The organism is Streptomyces sp. NPDC088745 (assembly GCF_044751045.1).
GTDB lineage: Bacteria > Actinomycetota > Actinomycetes > Streptomycetales > Streptomycetaceae > Streptomyces > Streptomyces cremeus.
The window spans coordinates 383,215-402,356 of sequence record NZ_JBIVLB010000007.1; the positions used below are offsets into that span (position 1 = coordinate 383,215).

Annotated in this window: 16 protein-coding genes and 1 pseudogene; 5 read left to right on the plus strand and 12 right to left on the minus strand. The window is 72.8% G+C overall.

The window, feature by feature from the left end; all coding sequences use genetic code 11:
- Positions 1–41: 41 nt before the first annotated feature.
- Entirely contained in the window at positions 42–941 is a 900-nt protein-coding gene (locus tag ACIP93_RS21285; protein ID WP_401760960.1) for an FMNH2-dependent monooxygenase, read from the minus strand.
- Between the two features lie 614 nt (positions 942–1,555).
- Positions 1,556–2,749 (minus strand): DUF5685 family protein, encoded by a 1,194-nt coding sequence (locus ACIP93_RS21290; RefSeq protein ID WP_401760961.1) that lies wholly within the window; start codon positions 2,747–2,749, stop codon positions 1,556–1,558.
- 312 nt (positions 2,750–3,061) lie between these two features.
- On the opposite strand from ACIP93_RS21290, the gene ACIP93_RS21295 reads away from it, so the two are divergent.
- Complete coding sequence (locus ACIP93_RS21295; protein WP_345224457.1) at positions 3,062–3,502, plus strand: cell division protein SepF; 441 nt, start codon at positions 3,062–3,064, stop codon at positions 3,500–3,502.
- 49 nt (positions 3,503–3,551) lie between these two features.
- On the opposite strand, the gene ACIP93_RS21300 is transcribed toward ACIP93_RS21295, so the two are convergent.
- Entirely contained in the window at positions 3,552–4,745 is a 1,194-nt protein-coding gene (locus ACIP93_RS21300; RefSeq protein ID WP_401760962.1) for an acyl-CoA dehydrogenase family protein, read from the minus strand.
- A gap of 137 nt (positions 4,746–4,882) precedes the next feature.
- Complete coding sequence (locus ACIP93_RS21305) at positions 4,883–6,571, minus strand: MFS transporter (protein WP_401760964.1); 1,689 nt, start codon at positions 6,569–6,571, stop codon at positions 4,883–4,885.
- Positions 6,572–7,097: 526 nt separating this feature from the next.
- Between ACIP93_RS21305 and ACIP93_RS21310 the strand changes: the two genes are divergently transcribed.
- Positions 7,098–8,117, plus strand: a complete 1,020-nt coding sequence (locus ACIP93_RS21310) for a phosphatase PAP2 family protein (RefSeq protein ID WP_401760966.1) — start codon at positions 7,098–7,100, stop codon at positions 8,115–8,117.
- A 157-nt stretch (positions 8,118–8,274) separates the two neighbouring features.
- Here the strand turns inward: ACIP93_RS21310 and ACIP93_RS21315 are convergent, their stop codons facing one another.
- Positions 8,275–8,490: an I78 family peptidase inhibitor gene (locus tag ACIP93_RS21315; RefSeq protein ID WP_345224447.1), complete on the minus strand. Its 216-nt coding sequence runs from the start codon at positions 8,488–8,490 to the stop codon at positions 8,275–8,277.
- Positions 8,491–8,870: 380 nt separating this feature from the next.
- Here ACIP93_RS21315 and ctaD point away from each other — a divergent pair.
- Positions 8,871–10,509, plus strand: a pseudogene (gene ctaD / locus ACIP93_RS21320) (cytochrome c oxidase subunit I); the annotation flags it as partial.
- On the opposite strand, the gene ACIP93_RS21325 reads toward ctaD, so the two are convergent.
- The 4 genes from ACIP93_RS21325 to ACIP93_RS21340 all read right to left on the minus strand — a co-directional run bounded on the left by ACIP93_RS21325 (position 10,447) and on the right by ACIP93_RS21340 (position 14,452).
- The gene (locus ACIP93_RS21325) at positions 10,447–11,505 is read right to left on the minus strand and encodes a helix-turn-helix transcriptional regulator (protein ID WP_401760968.1); all 1,059 of its coding nucleotides are present in this window, start codon (positions 11,503–11,505) and stop codon (positions 10,447–10,449) included. The pseudogene ctaD and the gene ACIP93_RS21325 sit on opposite strands and share 63 nt — an antisense overlap.
- Before the next feature lie 70 nt (positions 11,506–11,575).
- Positions 11,576–12,436 carry a hypothetical protein gene (locus ACIP93_RS21330; protein WP_401760970.1) on the minus strand — a complete coding sequence of 287 codons (861 nt, stop codon included), beginning with the start codon at positions 12,434–12,436 and terminating at the stop codon, positions 11,576–11,578.
- Complete coding sequence (locus tag ACIP93_RS21335; RefSeq protein ID WP_345224441.1) at positions 12,433–13,704, minus strand: glycosyltransferase; 1,272 nt, start codon at positions 13,702–13,704, stop codon at positions 12,433–12,435. Before ACIP93_RS21335 ends, ACIP93_RS21330 begins: the two co-directional genes overlap by 4 nt.
- A gap of 202 nt (positions 13,705–13,906) precedes the next feature.
- Positions 13,907–14,452 (minus strand): transglycosylase family protein, encoded by a 546-nt coding sequence (locus ACIP93_RS21340; RefSeq protein WP_401760972.1) that lies wholly within the window; start codon positions 14,450–14,452, stop codon positions 13,907–13,909.
- A gap of 377 nt (positions 14,453–14,829) precedes the next feature.
- On the opposite strand from ACIP93_RS21340, the gene ACIP93_RS21345 reads away from it, so the two are divergent.
- Together ACIP93_RS21345 and ACIP93_RS21350 are read left to right on the plus strand one after the other, a co-directional pair.
- A complete protein-coding gene (locus ACIP93_RS21345) occupies positions 14,830–15,612 on the plus strand; it encodes a hypothetical protein (protein ID WP_380837828.1) in 783 nt (260 codons plus the stop codon).
- 118 nt (positions 15,613–15,730) lie between these two features.
- Positions 15,731–16,117 (plus strand): hypothetical protein, encoded by a 387-nt coding sequence (locus tag ACIP93_RS21350; protein ID WP_345224437.1) that lies wholly within the window; start codon positions 15,731–15,733, stop codon positions 16,115–16,117.
- A gap of 15 nt (positions 16,118–16,132) precedes the next feature.
- Here ACIP93_RS21350 and der read toward each other — a convergent pair whose 3' ends face one another.
- From der to cmk, 3 genes are all read right to left on the minus strand, one after another.
- Entirely contained in the window at positions 16,133–17,623 is a 1,491-nt protein-coding gene (gene der / locus ACIP93_RS21355; protein WP_345224434.1) for a ribosome biogenesis GTPase Der, read from the minus strand.
- Between the two features lie 90 nt (positions 17,624–17,713).
- Positions 17,714–18,376 (minus strand): lysophospholipid acyltransferase family protein, encoded by a 663-nt coding sequence (locus ACIP93_RS21360; RefSeq protein ID WP_401760974.1) that lies wholly within the window; start codon positions 18,374–18,376, stop codon positions 17,714–17,716.
- Entirely contained in the window at positions 18,373–19,080 is a 708-nt protein-coding gene (gene cmk, locus ACIP93_RS21365) for a (d)CMP kinase (protein ID WP_401760975.1), read from the minus strand. The genes ACIP93_RS21360 and cmk overlap by 4 nt, the downstream gene beginning before the upstream one ends.
- Between the last annotated feature and the right edge of the window lie 62 nt (positions 19,081–19,142).

A 19,142-nucleotide genomic window follows, 5' to 3' on the forward strand; every position in this document is an offset into this window, starting at 1 on the left:
CTGCCACCCTTCCATACGGCACGCACTCGCGCCCGGCGCGCTCACGACCGGCTTCCCGCGGTGTGCCCACGGGCGGGGTCCGGCAGCCCGAGGTGCTCGCGGAGGGTGGCCCCGGAGTAGAAGTGCCGGAGCAGACACCGGTGTTGGAGCAGCGTGACGGTGCCGTTGACCAGCCGTTCCAGGTCCCGGTCGGGTGCCAGCGGCGTCACGTGGAACCCGTCCACCACGTCCGCCGCGTGCCATCGGGTGAGCACCTGGGCGAGTCCGACGGGCCCCCCGGTGTAGCGGGCGGACCCGTCCTGCCCGATGCGCACCGCCTCCGGGTCCGGGGCGGGCGGCCCGTCCAGGCGGGGCTCCGCCGCGAGGTCGACGGTGAGCGCCGCGAGGACGCGCAGGCCGTCGGGGGCGCGCCCGGCGGCCGCGGCGCGTCGGCGCAGCTCGGCCCGCATCACTCCGGCCTCGCCCGGGCTGTACGCCCGTACGAGGACGACATCGGCCCAGTACGCGGCCACGGCGAGCCCGTCCGCCCCGCACACGGTCACGTCCACGACGGTCACCGGCCGCTCCCCCGGCCCCCCGGTTCCGCCGCCGGCGCCGCCCGGGCCCCGAACGGCGGCGCCGGCGCCCGCCGCCGCCCGCTGCGCGAGGTCCGCCGCCCCGCCCGCCGACGCGTCCACCCGCCACCCCGTGCGCCCCGGTCCCTCCCGGAACAGTTCGGCCAGGGCTGCGGCGGGTCCGGCGTGCGGGGTGCCGAGCGTGGGCGCGAGCCCGACCCGGCACGTCTGCGAGGCCCCCCGGGCCAGCCCGTCGAGCGCGTCCGTCCCGGCGAGGGTGACGAAGTCCAGCGCCCCGCTCTCCGCCAGCCGCACCCGGGCGGCCACCTCCCCCTCGCCGCCGATCTCCGCCCCCAGATGCAGCGGCCTGCTGACTGCCGACCCCACGGTCACTCCCCCTCCGGACGTCGCGCTTGCCGCGCGGGTACCGGGTCCCATCCGACGGGCAGACACCTCGACTCCCCGTCGACGTCGGCCTCGTAGCGCGCGGCGCGTCCTTCAGCGGGCGGGATCGACAGACACGGCACGGCGGTGCGCGGAAGGGCAGCCGGGGAGGACAGGAGGGCAGAGACAGGCATGCGGGAGCTCCGTGAACGCGGGGTACGGACAGGGGAGTCCACACCCCACCGGGCACAACACGGCACGCGAAACGGGCACACACGGCGGCCCGAGCCCCTCAGCACGGTCCTGCGCCGCACCCGGAGGCACGGCCCTGGGGGGAGCGTACGGCCGCCGATCCGCGCCCTGTCAAGCATGTCCACACTGTGGGCAGCAGGTCTCACGCCGGTTGACGCCGCACGGAAACACCTGTTCCATGACAGCCATGCATCCGCAGCAGTGGCTGGTCACGCGCTCCCACATCGACTTCGGTCGCGTGTGGTCCGCGTCCTGTTGAGCGTCGGACTCCACCCGCCACTGTCCGCCGCCCACCGGCCACCGACGCCGACCGGGCGCACACGCCTCCCTCTTCTCCGCTGCGCGCCCCCCTCGTTTTTCCGGCGTCAGCAGCTGCAGTCGCAACACTCACAGCCCTCGCAACAACTGCACCCTTCACAGCAGTCACAGCACGAGCAGTCGCAGTTGCCGCCGCACCCTTCGCGCCTCCGCCGCGACCACGGCCCCTCGAACTCGTCCGCACAGCACACCTGGCAGGTGCAGAACAGCCCGATCGCCACCATGCACCCGGCCAGCAGCCCCCGCGGACCGCGCGGCGGCTCGGGCGGCGGGGTCGGCCCGCCGGGCTCCCCCGGCACGCCCGGCGCCTGCGGGCCGCCGGGCGGGGCGTACGGGTTGCCGTGCGCGTCGAGCACCGCGGGACCGTGTCCGGCGGGTCCGCACGCGGTGGTGCCGAACGCCCGGTGCACCGACTGCTGGAGTTCGTGCGCCAGCAGTACGTGCACCAGCTTGCCGTCGACGAACTCGGCCTCGCGCAGCGCCAGGCGCACTCCGTGCACCGCGTCGTCGCACAGCCGGCGCGCCTCGGCGAGGGAGGTGCCGGTCGCGGTCAGCGGGTTCCAGGCGCCCGACGCGTCGTCGGCCGCCTTGTCCTCCACGGCGTCCAGCAGGTGCGCGAGCCGCCCGAAGAGGCGTCCGGCCTCGGCGAGGGGGGCCGCGTTCCCGGGCCGCCCGGCCAGGACGGCGGTGTGCGCGAAGGCGGCAGCCGTGGCCGTCTCCGTCGGCTCGGTGACGAAGAGCAGCGGCGTACCGGCCCCGGCGACGGCCTCGATGCCGGTCTGCCGGTCGACGGCGTCGACCAGTACCGCCGTGTCGAAACCGAGCGAGCCGCCGATCCTGGCCCCGGCCCGGTCCCAGCCCCTCGCCACCCGGCGGGCGGCGAGCGCCACCGGCCTGCGGCCCAACAGCCCGTCCCGGTCGGCGACGTGGTCGCGTATCTTCGCGGACGCCAGCACCAGCGAGACGGCGGCGGCGAGCCGCGCCCCCTCCCCCTGTGCGACCGGAGCGGTGCGCATCGCCCGCAGCGGACAGGGGCCGGCCGTGCGCCGCCAGTCCGTGGACCGTACCGACTGAGCCTCCGTCAGGACCGAGACGATCAGGCCGTCGTAGTTGGTGACGACCCGTGAGAACTGGCCGTGGTCACTGCGGAGCGCCAGACAGAGACCGCACAGGTGCGCCATCCACTCCGTCTTGAGCCCCTCGCTGAGCCGATGTGTGCATGGCCTGACGATGCCGAACATTCCGCGCCCCCGTAAAGCGGTCCGGCCTGGGCCGACGGGCCGCCGGACACGTAGTGAACCGTCCGTCAGGGATCGTACCGACGGCGTATGTTCACCCGCGCGTGTCCCTGCTCACCCGTCTGGCCCGATGGTGGGATTTACACTCTCCCGGCGGCCCCCGCAACGAGAGAACCCCGGTAAATCACCACAACTTCTGCACCAGTACCGTCACGAAAACCCTGCGCGCCGACTATCCACTTGGCGCGCAATCCGCATGATGGACGACCATAGGGGGAGCGGAACACAAGCAGACCGCGGTGAAAGGAGGCGTTCATGGGATCGGTGCGCAAGGCGAGTGCCTGGCTCGGACTCGTCGAGGACAACGACGACGACCGCTACTACGACGACGAGTACGCCGAGGGGAACAACGAGACGCCCGAGCCCTGGGTCACGGATCCCCGGGTCCGTGTCGTCTCCGAGAAGGCCGAGGACACCGGCCGCCGCATCGCGACCGTCTCCCCCGACGGCTTCCGCGACGCCCGCGGCATCGGCGAGCTGTTCCGGGAAGGCGTCCCGGTGATCGTGAACCTGACCGCCATGGAGCCCGGCGACGCCAAGCGCGTCGTGGACTTCGCGGCGGGCCTGACCTTCGGCCTGCGCGGCTCCATCGAGCGCGTGGCCACCAGAGTGTTCCTGCTGACCCCCGCCGACACGTCCATCGTGAGCGGCGAGTCCGCCGGCCGGCAGACCGGCGGCTTCTTCAACCAGAGCTGAGCAGGGCGCTCACCGGCACCCGGTCCGGCCGGGTCCGTGCAGGGCCCGCTCACCGGAACGCGTCGAGCCCGGTGAGCGCCTTGCCCAGCACGAGCTGGTGCATCTCCACGGTGCCCTCGTAGGTGAGCACCGATTCCAGGTTGGTGGCGTGCCGCATCACGGGGTATTCGAGGGAGATCCCGTTGGCGCCGAGGATCGTCCGGCTGGTCCGGCAGATCTCGATCGCCTCCCGTACGTTGTTCAGCTTGCCGAAGCTGACCTGTTCCGGGCGCAGCGTCCCGGCGTCCATGCGCAGCCCCAGGTGGTGGGCGAGCAGGACGCCCTTGTGCAGCTCGACCGCCATGTCCGCGAGTTTGGCCTGGGTGAGCTGGAAGCCGCCGATCGGCCTGCCGAACTGCTCGCGGGTCCTCGCGTAGTCGAGAGCCGCGTCGAAGCTGGCGCGCGCCGCCCCCATCGAGCCCCAGACGATGCCGTACCGCGCGTGACTGAGACAGCTCAGCGGGCCCTTGAGACCGGTGACCCCGGGCAGCACCGCGTCGGCGGGCAGCCGCACCTCGTCCATGACCAGTTCGCTGGTGACCGACGCCCGCAGCGACCACTTGTGGTGGATCTCGGGCGCGGAGAAGCCGGGGGCGCCGGTGGGGACGACGAAGCCGCGGATGCCCTCGTCGGTCTGCGCCCAGACGACGGCGACCCCGGCGACGGAGCCGTTGGTGATCCACGTCTTGCGGCCGGTCAACACCCAGTCGGCGCCGTCCTTCTTCGCGTACGTCCGCATGCCCGCCGGGTCGGAGCCGTGGTCGGGCTCGGTGAGGCCGAAGCAGCCGATGGTGTCGCCGGACGCCATGGCCGGCAGCCAGCGCTGCTTCTGCTCCTCGGAGCCGTACTTCCAGATCGCGTACATGGCGAGCGAGCCCTGCACGGAGACCAGGGAGCGGATGCCGGAGTCCGCGGCCTCCAGCTCCAGACAGGCCAGGCCGTACTGGACGGCGGTGGCGCCCGCGCAGCCGTAGCCGGTCAGGGACATGCCGAGCGCGCCGAGGGAGCCGAGTTCGCGGGCGAGGTCGCGGATGACGGGGAGCTCGCCGCGCTCGTACCAGCCGGCGACGTGCGGCAGGACGCGGTCGGCGGCCCAGTCGCGGACCGTGTCCCGGATCGCGAGGTCCTCGGGGCCGAGCAGGTCGTCGATGCCGAGCGGGTCGGCGGGGTCGAACGGCGGCAGCTTCGCGGGACGTGCGGACATCGGTGCCCTCCGGCGGCTCTGATGGACTGCGATGGCTCACAGCGGCCTCGACCAGCAGTGTTGGTCAAAGCTCCGGGGAGAAGGTACGGGTCGGCGGCCCGGCTCGTCCAGAGCGGCCCCGCATCCTTCCGGCCGGGTCAGTCCCGGCCGGCCGTCGCCTCGGCGGGCTCCCGGGCCGCGGGCAGCGTGGCGGAGCCGGACTTCTTCAGGGAGTGAACGGCACCCGACGCGGGGGCGTCCTCGGCGTCCGTGTCGGCGTCCCTGTCCGTCTGGTCCATGCCGCGGGGCAGCTTCAGCGCGGCGACCGCGCCGACCAGGAGCAGGCCCGCGCTGGTCAGCAGGGTGACGTGCAGTCCGTGCACGAAGGCGACCCGGGCCGCGTCGTACAGCGCCTTGCCGGCCGCGCCGCCGATCTCCCTGGCCACCTCGTACGCCTCGCCGAGCGAGTTCGACGCGTGCCGGGAGTCGGCCGCCGCGACGCCCTCGACGTGCTTGAGCCCGGGGGCGTACGCGGCGTTCATGACGCTGCCGAGCAGGGCGATGCCCATGCCCGCGCCGAGCTGGTAGGCGGTCTCGCCGATGGCCGCCGCCCCGCCCGCCGCGTCGGCGGGGGCCTCGCTGAGCATGGACTCGTACGATCCGAACAGCGTGGCCTGGAGGCCGAAGCCGAGCAGGACGAACCCGCCGGCCAGCAGCCAGGGCCGGTCCTCCTGGCCCATCATCGTCAGCAGCGTGACGGAGGCGGCGGTGAGCGTGAACCCGAAGGCGACCATCGCCCGGGGGCCGACCCGCTGCAGGACGTAGGAGCCGAGACCGCCCGCCACCATCGCGGCGAAGGTCAGCGGCAGCAGCCGCATACCGGTCTCCAGCGGGCTCAGGTGCAGCACGAGCTGGAGGTACTGGACCGCGATCAGCTCCAGGCCGACCAGCGCCAGCATGCCCAGCACGATGCAGCCCACCGAGGTGGTGAAGGGCGCGCGGGAGAACAGCTTCATGTCGATGAGCGGATGCGTCCGGCGCCGCTGGCGGCGCACGAAGAGCACCAGCAGGACCGCGCCGGCCAGCAGCGGGCCGAGCGTCAGGACGTCCAGCGTCGGATCGCCGCTGCCCGCGCGCTTGACCCCGTACACCACGCCGAGGACGCCGGCGGAGGCCATCAGCGCGCCGACCACGTCCCACGGGCCCTCGCCGCTGCCCTTGGACTCCGGCAGCAGCAGACGGCCCAGCGGGATGATCACGAGCATCAGCGGGATGTTGATCAGGAAGACCGAGCCCCACCAGAAGTTCTCGACCAGGAAGCCGCCGAGCACGGGTCCCGCGGCCGCGCCGATGCCGGTGACCGCGGACCAGATGCCGATCGCCATGGAGCGCTCGCGCCGGTCGGGGAAGACCGCGCGGACGATGGAGAGCGTCGCGGGCATGATCATCGCGCCGCCGACGCCGAGCAGGGCGCGGGCCGTGATGAGCAGCTCCGGGGTCTGCGCGAGGGCCGCCATCGCGGAGGCGACGGTGAACAGCGCGTAACCGATCATCAGGATGCGCCGTCGTCCGACGCGGTCACCCAGCGTGCCGAAGAGGATCAGCAGCGAGGCGCAGATCAGCGGATACGAGTCGACGATCCACAGCAGCTCCACGGAGCCGGGCCGCAGGTCCTCGGTGACCGAGGGCACCGCGATGTGCAGGATCGTCGAGTCGAGCGCGACCAGGATCAGGCTCAGCAGCAGGACGACGAGCACGACCCAGCGGTTGGCCCCGTCACCGGAGAGGAGCCGTCGCCAAGGACCTCCCGCAGTCAGCTCTTTGCCGGCCGTGGTTGTCCTTGCCATGTACGTAACCTCCCAGTGAAAACCCTCGCGCTCGGCGGGCCGCCGGGGACCTGTCCGAAGTGATAGGTCCTGGTGGGCCCGGCATCGACGGGCGAGCGAGCCGTCAGCGTACGCGAGTTCGCCTCCGGGGTGCGTGGCCCACCTCTCACGGAAACCTCCCGGCCCGTGTGGCATGCGCCACGCGGGCGCGCCGCACCGTGCGTTCCGCGCTCCCCGCACGGACACGCGCGGCGCCCGCCGGCCGGTTCCCGTGCCCGGCACCCTGGCTGGTGCCCGCCGTGGCCCTCCGTTACGCACCCCGCCTGTCGCGCGCAGTGGATTTCCCGCCGAAATGATCATCCGGAGGAATTCCCGGGATTCCGGGACACCGTCCGGAGGGTTCCCGGGGAAATAGGGCACAAGGCCCCTGGCCTTTCCCGAACAGCCGGTGACGAACTCCGCCGTGAGACGCACCCCACATCACATGGTCATCACGAAGAGGCGGGACCGGGCGGGCCCCACACTCACCCGCTGTAATGTCGATTGGGTGCGTATCGACAGAATCTTTGCCCGGCTGGACCGGGAACCCGAGCCCCCGGAGATTGCGGTGCCCGGCATGAGCCGGACCCGCAAGGTTCTCTTCGGGTCGACGGTGGCGTTCTACATCGCCATCGTCTGGCTCGTCCTGGTCTCGTCCTGGCTCGTGCTGCTCGACTGGAAGGTCATGCTCTTCCGGCCGTACGAGCAGTGGCCCGAGGTGCACGCGTTCCTCGACTACTTCGTGGTGCTCGGCCAGCGCGGTCCGACCGCCGTGATGATCGCGGCCTGGCTGGGCTGGCGCTCCTGGCGGCAGCACACGCTGCGTCCGCTGCTGGTCATGGCCGCCTCCCTGCTCCTGCTGAACATCACGGTGGGCGCGGTGAAGGTGGGCCTCGGCCGGCTCGGTCCGCACTACGCCACCGAGATCGGCTCGGCCGAGCTGTTCCTGGGCGGCGATATATTCCCTTCGGGGCACACCGCCAACGCCGTCGTGACCTGGGGAATCCTGGCGTATCTGGCGACCACCCCGCGGGCCAGGCGCTGGCTGTCGGTGATCTCCGCGACGGTCGCCCTGAGCGTCGGGGCGACCACGGTGTACCTGGGCACGCACTGGCTGAGCGACGTCCTGCTCGGCTGGGCCGCGGGCCTGCTGATCCTGCTGGCGCTGCCCTGGGTGGAGCCGACGATCGGCCGCGCCGAGGCGTACCTCTTCGAGCTGCGCGACCGCTGGCGTGCGCGCCGCGCGCCCGCCCCGGCCGTGCCCGGCTCGGTCGAGCCGGTCTCCCCGGTGGTGGTTCCCTCGATACGGCCCCTCTCCGACGCCGCCGCGGCCCGCGAGGCGGTGGGCGCGGGCGGCGGCCGGTACGCGAGCACCCGTCCCGCCCAGCACCTGCCGGCCCCGGCGCACCTCGCGCCCCGGCCGCACACGTCCCGCCCGGAGCGCGCGCCGGTCACCCCGGTGGGCAGCCGCAGGCCGCCGCAGGCCCGCGGGGGCAACGGGGCGCACGCCCCCCACCCGGCGCGCTGAGCGCGCCGCCCCGCGTCCCCGACGCACGCACAGGGAAGGCCCCGTACCGCATCGCGCGGTACGGGGCCTTCGCCGTCCCGCCGGGGCCGGGACGGCCGACGGAGGGCCGCCGGGCGGCTGCCCGACCGCCCCGGCCGGAGGGGGCCCGCCGGGCGGGTCAGCCGATCCAGCAGCGGGTCACGCGGCCGTCCTCGGCCTCGAAGTTCAGCCGCCCGTGCAGGAACTCCATGGTGATGACGGAGCCCGGCGGAAGCGTCCTGACGGTGCTCCAGCCGCGTTCGGCGGCGGCGCGCTCGGCGTCCTCCGGGGCGAGGCCCACATAGGTGTCGGGGTTGTCGTCGGGCTGGGCGGGAGGTGTCGGTAGAGGTGCCATGGGGCCACCGTAGGGCCCGATACCTCCCCGGTCACGCTTGTGTCACAAGATCACGACAAAAGTTTGTCCGCGCCGCTTTCACTCGATGGGGCGCATTCCCCGCCGACTCGCCGCACATTGGCCGGGGAATGGACACGTTCGACGCTTTCTTCGAATTCCGTCCGAAAAAGAATCGAACCGCAGGCCAGGGCTGTCGTCGGGGTTATGAAGCGGCGTAGGCCGCGGATAAGCGCGGCGTTGGCAAAGCCGCGGAATCCTTTATTCCGTATTAACTCACCGCCTCCTCCGGCGATCCCGTCGCGTACGCCCCCTGTCGGAGCGCGGGCCGCGCGCGCATCATGTCTCGGGCGGGGCCCGGTCCGCTGACGCGAGGGGGCACGATGGGTACGGAGACCGTGCAGGCGCCTGCCGCTCCACCGGCACGGCAGGGGCGGCCGGGGCGGGTGGTCGTGGACTGGCTGACCACCACCGACCACAAGAAGATCGGGCACCTCTACCTGATCACCTCGTTCGGCTTCTTCCTGGTCGCCGGGCTGATGGCGCTGCTGATGCGCGCCGAGCTGGCCAGGCCGGGCATGCAGATCATGTCGAACGAGCAGTACAACCAGGCGTTCACGATGCACGGCACGATCATGCTGCTGCTGTTCGCGACGCCGACCTTCGCCGGGTTCGCCAACGCGATCATGCCGCTCCAGATCGGCTCGCCCGATGTGGCGTTCCCCCGGCTGAACATGTTCTCGTACTGGCTGTTCCTCTTCGGCGGGCTGATCGTGCTCGGGTCACTGCTCGTGACCACCGGTCCGGCCGACTTCGGCTGGACGTCCTACACCCCGCTCAGCAGTCTGACGCGCTCACCGGGCACGGGGGCCGACCTGTGGATCATGGGGCTCGCCCTGTCCGGCTTCGGCACGATCCTGGGCGCGGTGAACTTCCTGACGACCATCATCGGGATGCGCGCGCCGGGCATGACGATGTTCCGGATGCCGATCTTCACCTGGAACGTGCTGTTCACCTCGATCCTGATCCTGGTGGCCTTCCCGGTGCTCGCGGCGGCCCTGCTGGTGCTGGAGTCGGACCGGCGGTTCGGCTCGACGGTGTTCGCGCCGGAGAACGGCGGGACGCTGCTCTGGCAGCACCTGTTCTGGTTCTTCGGCCACCCGGAGGTCTACATCATCGCGCTGCCCTTCTTCGGCATCATCACGGAGATCATCCCGGTCTTCTCCCGGAAACCGATCTTCGGATACGTGATGCTGATCGGCGCGACGATGGCCATCACCGGCCTCTCGCTGGTGGTGTGGGCGCACCACATGTTCGCCACCGGCGCGGTGCTGCTGCCGTTCTTCTCCTTCATGTCGTTCCTGATCGCGGTGCCGACCGGGGTGAAGTTCTTCAACTGGACGGGCACGATGCTCAAGGGCTCGCTGTCCTTCGAGACGCCGATGCTGTGGTCCGTCGGCTTCCTGGTCACCTTCCTGTTCGGCGGGCTGACCGGAGTGCTGCTGGCGTCGCCCCCACTGGACTTCCACGTCACGGACACCTACTTCGTCGTGGCGCACTTCCACTACGTGGTGTTCGGCACGGTGGTGTTCGCGATGTTCGCGGGCTTCTACTTCTGGTGGCCGAAGTTCACCGGCAAGCTGCTCGACGAACGGCTGGGCAAGATCCACTTCTGGACGCTGTTCGTCGGCTTCCACGCCACGTTCCTGGTGCAGCACTGGCTGGGCGCGGAGGGCATGCCCCGCCGTTACGCGGACTACCTGGCCGCCGACGGGTTCACCGTGCTGAACATGCTCTCCACCGGCGGCTCGTTCCTGCTGGGCCTGTCCACGCTGCCGTTCCTGCACAACGTCTGGAAGACCGCGAAGTACGGCGCGAAGGCCGGCCTGGACGACCCCTGGGGCTTCGGGCGCTCGCTGGAGTGGGCGACGTCCAGCCCGCCGCCCCGGCACAACTTCGTCACCCTGCCGAAGATCCGTTCGGAGTCCCCGGCGTTCGACCTGCACCATCCGGAGATCGCCGAGCTCCAGCGGCTGTCGCAGACGGACCCCGCTCCCCTCGATCCAGAGCGTTTGCGAGGAGATCACGGGCCGCAGTGATCCGGCTCGTCAGCTCCGCCGGCTCCACCACCTCGAACTCCAGCCCCATCAGCAGCACATGGATCACCAGGACGTCCATGGAGTGCGCCCCGGTGCGCAGCAGGCAGGTGTCCGGTCCTTCGGCCTCCAGTACGCCGTCCTCCGGCCCCACGGCCTCGCGCGCCCGGTCCACCGGGACGAACAGGCGCAGAACGGCGGTCGCCGGGTACGCCGCCGTGGAGATCCCCCGCGAGACGTACGCGGCGAGGTCGTCGGCCGGGGCCTCACGGGGCTCGAAGCGCGGTCCGTGCGGCGGGCTGGGGGTGATCCGGTCGGCGCGGAACGTACGCCAGTCGGCCCGGTCCACGTCCCAGGCCACCAGGTACCAGCGGCGGTCGGTGCACACCAGGCGGTGCGGCTCGACGGTGCGCCGGGTGGAATTGCCCGCGTGGTCGCGGTACTCGAAGCGCAGCCGCTCGCAGTCCCGGCAGGCGGTGGCGAGTTCGGTGAGCACACCGGGGTCGACGGCGGCGGACCGGCGCCCCGGCAGCAGGGGCACGGTGAACGCGTTGAGCGCGCCCACCCGGCGGCGCAGCCGCTCCGGCAGGACCTGCTCCAGCTTGGCCAGGGCGCGCACCGAGGTCTCGCCGATGCCCTCGACGCCCTGGCCGGCCGCGGTGCGCAGGCCGACCGCGACGGCGACCGCCTCGTCGTCGTCGAGCAGCAGCGGCGGCAGCCGCGCGCCCACGCCGAGCTGGTAGCCGCCGCCGGTGCCGGGGCTGGCGTTGACGGGGTAGCCGAGTTCGCGGAGCCGGTCGACGTCGCGCCGCACGGTGCGCGGGGTGACGCCGAGGCGCTCCGCCAGGCCGGGTCCGGTCCATTCGCGGTGGGCCTGGAGCAGCGAGAGCAGACGCAGCAGCCGGGCCGAGGTCTCCAACATGCGGTGGAGTCTGCCAGGATTCGCGGACAGGTACGGTCCGCGATGCCCCGGGAAACGGCCTCCCGGTGGTTCAGGGGGTGCTGACCTGGACCGCGAGGTCGTTGTCGAGGGTGTAGTACGGGAAGGCCACGGTCTTGGGGTCGTCGCCGACCGGCAGCACCGGGTAGCTGAACACGCCCTGCTTCTCGGCGATGTCGTCCAGCAGCCGGGCCACCCGTACCGGCCCGCCGGCCCCGGCCGCGTCCGCGTCCAGCCACAGGTCCCACACCCACTTCGTCCCGTCGCGCCCCTCGGCGAGCGCCGCGCACGGCAGCGTGAAGGTGAAGCCGTGGCCGTCCTCCGCCACGGGCGCCACCGGCTCGCGGTGCACGCGCCCCTCGCCGCGCAGCCGGGCCTCGACGGCCGCGCCGGGGCCGGGCCGGGCGCCGTACAGCCGGCCCCGGACGGTGATCGCGGTGCCGTCGTCCGCGAAAACGATGTCACCGGCCTCGGCGTGCGGCGACCGCCGCCAACTGCGCACCGCGAGGCGGCCGTCGGAGGTGGCGTACGGGATGCGCACGGCGACGGCCTCGGAGCGCGGGTCGGGGGTGCGGTCCACCAGGGCGCGCAGGTCCCGCAGCCCCGGCCGCACCGCCAGGTCGGAGCCCGCGCCGTGCACCCGGGTCTCCCAGCGGCCCTCGGGGAGGTCGACGGTGCTCGGCAGCACGGCGCGCAGCCGGCCCGCGGAGACGGGGGTGAGCGGGAGCCGTACCTCGTCGCGGGCGCCGCCGCCGACCCGGTGCAGCACCAGGGCGGCGTCGGGTGCGGCGGCGGCGCCCACGTCGAAGGTGAGGCCGCCCGCGGAGTCCGCGGTGCAGTCGGCGCACGGCGAGCCGGCGGCCGGTACGGCGGTCTGCGCGGTGACCGGCCGGGAGGAGGGGGTGCTGCTCATGCGGTACGCCCTTTCCGGAGCGTGGAGAGGACCTTGCGGCGCAGGGTGAACGCTTCGTCGATCAGCGCCCCCGGCACGCGGTGCGCCAGGTCGCGCAAGGTGCCACGGGTGCGGGTGCGGGCCCCACGGGCGACGAGTTCGGCGTACAGCGCCGCGTGCCGTTCGGCGATCGGGGCGGGGTCGAAGCGGGCCGCGTTGACGAGGGCGGCGCGGCCCATGCGGCGGCGCAGGCCGTCGTCCTCGATCAGACCGATCAGGGCGCGGGCCACGGCGTCGGCGTCTCCCCTGGGGACCAGCCGGCCGTCGACGCCGTCGCGGATGATCTCGCGCGGGCCGTGCGGGCAGTCCGTGGAGACGACCGGCAGCCCGCAGCGCATCGCCTCGACGATGGTCATGCCGAACGCTTCGAGGTCGGAGGTGACGGCGGCCAGGGACCCCTTGGGCCACTCCGCCTCCAGCGGGTCGGTGACGCCCATCAGCAGCACGTGGTTGTGCAGGCGCAGTTCGTGCACCAGGGCGCGCAGCCCCGAAAGGCTCTCGCCGCCGCCGTAGATGCGCAGCCGCCAGTCCGGCCGTACGGCGACCACCTGGGCGAAGGCGCGCACCAGCAGGTCGTACCGCTTGCCGGGGGCGATCCGCCCGGCTGCGATCACCCACTTGCCGGTGCCGTCACTGGGCGCCAGGCGGGCCGCCGGAACGCTGTTGGCCATCACCTCGACGCGCACTCCGGTGTGCTTCAGCAGCTCGCGGTAGGACCCGGCGTCGGCCTCCGTGACGGTGGTGACGGCGTCCAGCGCGGCGTAGCGGTAGCGCAGTTCGCGCCGCAGCCGGAAGCGGTGGCCGTCCAGGGTGAGGTGCTCCTGGCCGACGCGCACGGTGTCGGTGCGGGCCTGCCGGGCCAGGTGCACGTTGAGCCCGGGCCGGGTGCCGACGACGACGTCGGCCTTCAGCTCCCGCAGGTGCGCGCCGATCCGCCGGTCGGTGAGGCGGCTGTACTGGGGGTGCCGGCCGTCCCCGGTGGGGAAGATCCGGGCGGGCAGCCGGTGGTCGGGGTGGTCGCCGTCGTACTGCGGGCTCTGCCCGCGCAGGTCGACGAGATGGGCCAGGCGGACGCCCTCCGGGGCGCCCAGGGAGGGTTCGTCGCGGTGCCGGAAGACGGAGGTGATCTCCACGTCGTGCTGCTCGGCCAGGGCGCGGGCAAGGTTGAACGTGGTGCGGATGGTGCCGCCGACGGCGTACGCGTTGTGGAGCAGGAATGAGATGTGCATGAGGCGGCGCGTCCCCCCGGTCTGCGGCGGTCCGCTCGCGGTGTCCGCCGTCGTCCTTCCGCAGGGGACTGTACTGTCCCGGCCCCCTCGCGCGGGCGAGATGGAACGCTTTGGTGCAGAGCGGGAACCCCCGCGTCGCGTACGGCAGTTGGGGCCCGGCGAAGCGGCTCGGTCGCCTGCCGCCCGCCCCTCGCGGGGCCGGTCAGGCCTCGGGGACGACCAGCCAGGTTCCCGGGTTCAGCGCGTCGGGGCGCGGGCCGATCATGTCCTTGTTCGCCTGGTGGAGGGCCTGCGGGCCGCCCTTGACCTTGTACGTGGCGGCGATCGACGCCAGCGTGTCGCCCTTCTTCACGATGTGCACGCGCCGGTCGCCCAGCCGGTACTTCCGCGAGCACTGCGGCCAGGCCCGCCACCCCTGCGCGGCCAGCACCCGTTCGGCGACCTTGATCTGCTCGTCCCGGGTGGCGAGGTCGGCGCGCGGCGCGTACGCCGGTCCGCCGTGCTCCTTCCAGGTGGGCTGCCCGAACTGGAGGCCGCCGTAGTAGCCGTTGCCGGTGTTGATCGCCCAGTCGCCGCTGCTCTCGCACTCGGCGAGGCAACTCCAGGGCCACTGGCTCGCGGCACAGCCGTACGGCCCGAACCCCTTCGCGTCGGGCGCCGGTTCGGCGGCCGCGCCGGACAGCGGGGAGAGGGCGAGCAGCGCGCCGAGCACGCCGCAGGACAGGAAACGGAATCGAGGCGTCAACACCCGCCCCACCCCACCACCGCGAGGCCCCCGCGCGCGCGTGCCGCGCGGAGGACCGCCGGGCCCCACCCGGTCGGGCGACCGGCCGGGACCCGCACGGACGCATCCCGCACCCCACACCCACGACGCCGGCCCCCGGTCGTGCCGCCCGGGAATACCCGATCGCCCTCTACCCCGGGTAACGGCCGAATCCGGCCACCCGCTTGATTCCCCGATATCGGCATTTGTCCTTCACCCCACCGGCGCTCCGCGATTTCGCCCCCGCTTCGGATGAGTCGATTCCGTTCCCCGTCCCGCGTGACCCGGGCGACGGATCGCCCGTTGTCTTCTTGACGCTCCGGGAACCGCCCGGCGCCAGCACCCAGTTCGAGGAGCCACCCGTGTCGCGCATGCTCGACGTCAGCGACGACGTACGCGCCGAGATCGGCGACGAAGAAGCCGACCGGCTGCTCGCCGGCGAGAACGCCCCCGGCAGTTACGACTGCACCTCCTGCCGCACCCCCGGCGACTCCGGGCAGGAGGCCACCTCCACCGTGCTGTTCGTCGGCGAGGAGACCGCCGTCCTCGCCTTCGCGCACGCCACCTGCATCCCCTCCCAGGTCGTCCCGGTCTCCGAGGAGCAGCTCCAGGGCGCGGTGCGGTCCATCACCGCGAGCCAGGACGGCTCCGCGGGGGGCCCCGACGCCCTGCCCGAGCAGGCCGTCCTCGGCGTGACCAGCGGTCTCGTCCTCATCGAGGGCGAGCTGCGGCCGGCCCTGGTGGTCGAGCCGACGGCCGCCGTCGCCCGCCCCGGCTCGCAGGACGGCGACGAGTTCCTGCCGCTGCTCATCGAGCAGGGCTTTACGCCGGTCGCCGACCTGAAGGCGGTCCCCGAGGTGCTGCCCGGCTGGTCCGTGCTGCTTGCCGCCGGCCAGCTGCACGCCGTGCTGCAGCCGGGGACCAACGGCGGCGGACCGGTCGCCTGGTGGCAGGCGCACCGCCCGCTCCAGGTCACCGACGGCTGGCGGGCCGCCGCGAACAAGTCGCAGAAGATCCTGGTGCTGGCCGCCCCGGTCGGCTCCATCGGCCGGCAGCCGCGCGAGGACCTGCTGCGCGGCGCCCTGGACAAGGCCGCGGCGAACGGCCGGCTGGTGGCCGCGACGATGCCGCTCGCGGGCACCTGAGCCCACCCCGGGGCGTCGGCCCCGGCGCGGTCGCGCGCGTACGCTGCGTATCCGATTCCGGTCCGTTCCGTACGCTGCGTACCCGCATCCGTCGGGCAGTGGGGTCGTTGGCACGTACGTGCACTCATACGACCCCACTCGCCCGTACCAGAGCCAGATCCCCTCGATGCGGCCCGCGCAGGAGACGCCGCAGGCCTACCCGACGTACACACCGATCTACGACGCGCTGTACTCCGAGTACCGCCGCTCGTTCCGGGCCCTGCCGGGCGACCGCAGCGGCGAGGAGGACCTCGGCTTCACGGCCTTCGGCGCGGGCCTGGGAACGGGCCACCACGGCCACGGCGGCTACCCGGCCCACCACCGGATCGCCCCGGTCCCGCAGCCGGCCCAGCCCTCGCACCTGAGCACCTGGCACAACCTGCACACCCAGCACAACCAAGGGCGGCAGCACAGCGGGAACCACTTCCCCGCCGCACTGCCGCCCGGCCCCCGCAGGGGCTACTAGCACCTCGCAGAGGTGTTACTTCTTGCGGCCGCGCTTCTCGCGCACCCGTACCGAGATGTGGATCGGCGTTCCCTCGAAGCCGAACTCCTCGCGCAGCCGGCGCTCCACGAAGCGCCGGTAGCCCGCCTCCAGGAAGCCCGAGGCGAACAGCACGAACCGCGGCGGCTTGGCGCCCGCCTGCGTCCCGAACAGGATGCGCGGCTGCTTGCCGCCGCGGACCGGGTGCGGGTGGGCGGCGACGAGCTCACCGAGGAAGGCGTTCAGCCGGCCGGTGGGAACACGGGTCTCCCAGCCCTCCAGCGCCGTCTCGATCGCCGGGACCAGCTTCTCCATGTGGCGGCCGGTGAGGGCGGAGACATTGACGCGCGGCGCCCAGGCGACCTGGGCGAGCTCCGTCTCGATCTCGCGCTCCAGGTAGTAGCGGCGCTCCTCGTCGAGGGTGTCCCACTTGTTGAAGGCGAGCACCAGGGCACGGCCCGCCTCGACGGCCATCGTGACGATGCGCTGGTCCTGCACGGAGATGGACTCGCTGGAGTCGATCAGCACGACGGCCACCTCGGCCTTCTCCAGGGCGGCGGCGGTGCGCAGCGAGGCGTAGTAGTCCGCGCCCTCCTGGAGGTGCACACGGCGGCGGATGCCGGCGGTGTCGATGAACTTCCAGGTCGTGCCGCCGAGGTTGATCAGCTCGTCGACCGGGTCGCGGGTGGTGCCGGCCAGCTCGTTGACGACGACGCGGTCCTCCTTGGCCACCTTGTTCAGCAGCGAGGACTTGCCGACGTTCGGACGCCCGATGAGCGCGATGCGGCGCGGGCCGCCGAGCCCGGCGCCGTTGCCGAAGGTCTGCGCGGGTGCTTCCGGCAGCGCCTCCAGGACGGCGTCGAGCATGTCGCCCGTACCGCGGCCGTGCAGGGAGGAGACCGGGTGCGGCTCGCCGAGGCCCAGCGACCACAGGGCGGTCGCGTCGGCCTCGCCGGACAGGCCGTCGACCTTGTTGGCGCACAGCACGACGGGCTTCTTGGCCTTGCGCAGCAGCCGTACGACGGCCTCGTCGGTGTCGGTGGCGCCGACGGTGGAGTCCACCACGAAGACGACCGCGTCGGCGGTCTCGATCGCGTACTCGGCCTGGGCGGCGACCGAGGCGTCGAGCCCCAGCACGTCCTGCTCCCAGCCGCCGGTGTCCATCACCTTGAAGCGGCGGCCCGCCCACTCGGCCTCGTAGGAGACGCGGTCGCGGGTGACGCCGGGCTTGTCCTGCACGACGGCCTCGCGGCGGCCGATGATGCGGTTCACCAGGGTCGACTTGCCGACATTGGGGCGGCCGACGACGGCGAGCACGGGCAGCGGCCCGGCGGCGGCCTCGGAGAGGGCGCCCTCGATGTCCTCGAGGTCGAAGCCCTCCTGCGCCGCGAGCTCCATGAACTCCGCGTACTCGGCGTCGCCGAGCGCACCGTGGTCCACGGCCTGCTCGGGTCCGTGCTCGTCGCCGGAGTGGTTCTGGTCGTTCATGAAGTCCTGTCCTCGTTCATCATCGATGGGCCGCGTTTCCCCGCGGCCCACTACTCAAGTCTCGCCCACCTTCGGGCGGCGCGCTAACGCCTAACGCCCGGTGAGCCGTCTGGCCCCCGCCAAGTGGGCGGTCAGCCGTTCCTGGATGCGCACGGTGGCCTCGTCCAGCGCCTTCCTGGTACGCCGTCCGCTGCCGTCCCCGGCCTCGAAGGCGTCGCCGAAGACGACGTCGACCCTGCTGCGCAGCGGCGGCAGTGCGCGTATCAGCCGTCCCTGGCGCTCCGCCCCGCCGAGCACGGCGACGGGGACGATGGGCGCCCCCGACCGTACGGCGAAGTAGGCGAGGCCCGCGCGCAGCGCGGCGAAGTCGCCCTCGCCGCGCGAGCCCTCGGGGAAGATCCCCAGGACCCCGCCGTCGCGCAGCACGCCCAGCGCGTCGGTGACGGCCGTCCGGTCGGCGCCCGACCGGTCGACCTTCAACTGGCCGATGCCCCGCAGGAACGGGTCGAGGGGGCCGACGAAGGCCTCCTTCTTGATGAGGAAGTGCACCGGGCGGGGCGCGGTCCCCATCAGCATCGGTCCGTCGATGTTGTGCGCGTGGTTCACCGCGAGGATGACGGGCCCGGAGGCCGGCACCCGCCAGGCGCCCAGTACGCGCGGCTTCCACAGGCCGTACATCAGGCCGATGCCGATGCCGCGCCCGACGGCGGCGCCCCGGCGGGTGGCGACGCCGGGTGCGGAGGTGTCGGTCACTTGCCGGCCCGCTTCTCCTCGACCAGGGTGACGACGCACTCGATGACCTGGTCGAGGGTGAGGTCGGTGGTGTCGACCTCGATGGCGTCGGCCGCCTTGGCGAGCGGGGAGGTCTTGCGGCCGGAGTCGGCCGCGTCCCGCTTGATCAGGGCTTCCTTGGTGGCGTTGACGTCGGCGCCCTTGGTCTCGCCGCTGCGCCGGGCCGCGCGGGCCTCGGGGGACGCGGTGAGGAAGATCTTCAGGCCGGCCTCGGGGAGGACGGTGGTGCCGATGTCGCGGCCCTCGACGACGATGCCGCCCTCGGCGCCGCGGGCGATCTCGCGCTGGAGTTCGGTGATCCGGGTGCGCACCTCGGGCACGGCGCTGACCGCGCTGACCTCGGCGGTGACCTCCTGCGTACGGATCGGGCCGGACGCGTCCACGCCGTCGACCGTGATGGTCGGGGCCAGCGGGTCGGTGCCGGAGACGATGGCGGGCTTGGCCGAGGCGGTGGCGACGGCGGCGGCGTCGGAGGTGTCGACGTTGTTGGTCAGCATCCACCAGGTGATCGCGCGGTACTGGGCGCCGGTGTCCAGGTAGCTGAGTCCGAGCTTGGCGGCGACGGCCTTGGACGTGCTGGACTTGCCCGTGCCGGAGGGGCCGTCGATGGCGACGATCACTGCGGCCGGAGCGGTCCGGGCGGCGGTTTCCACGGTGTCGGACACCTTCCTGGTACACGGAGCGGGGCGGTGGGGACGGTTTCGCCCCTCACGGGGGCGCAACACTG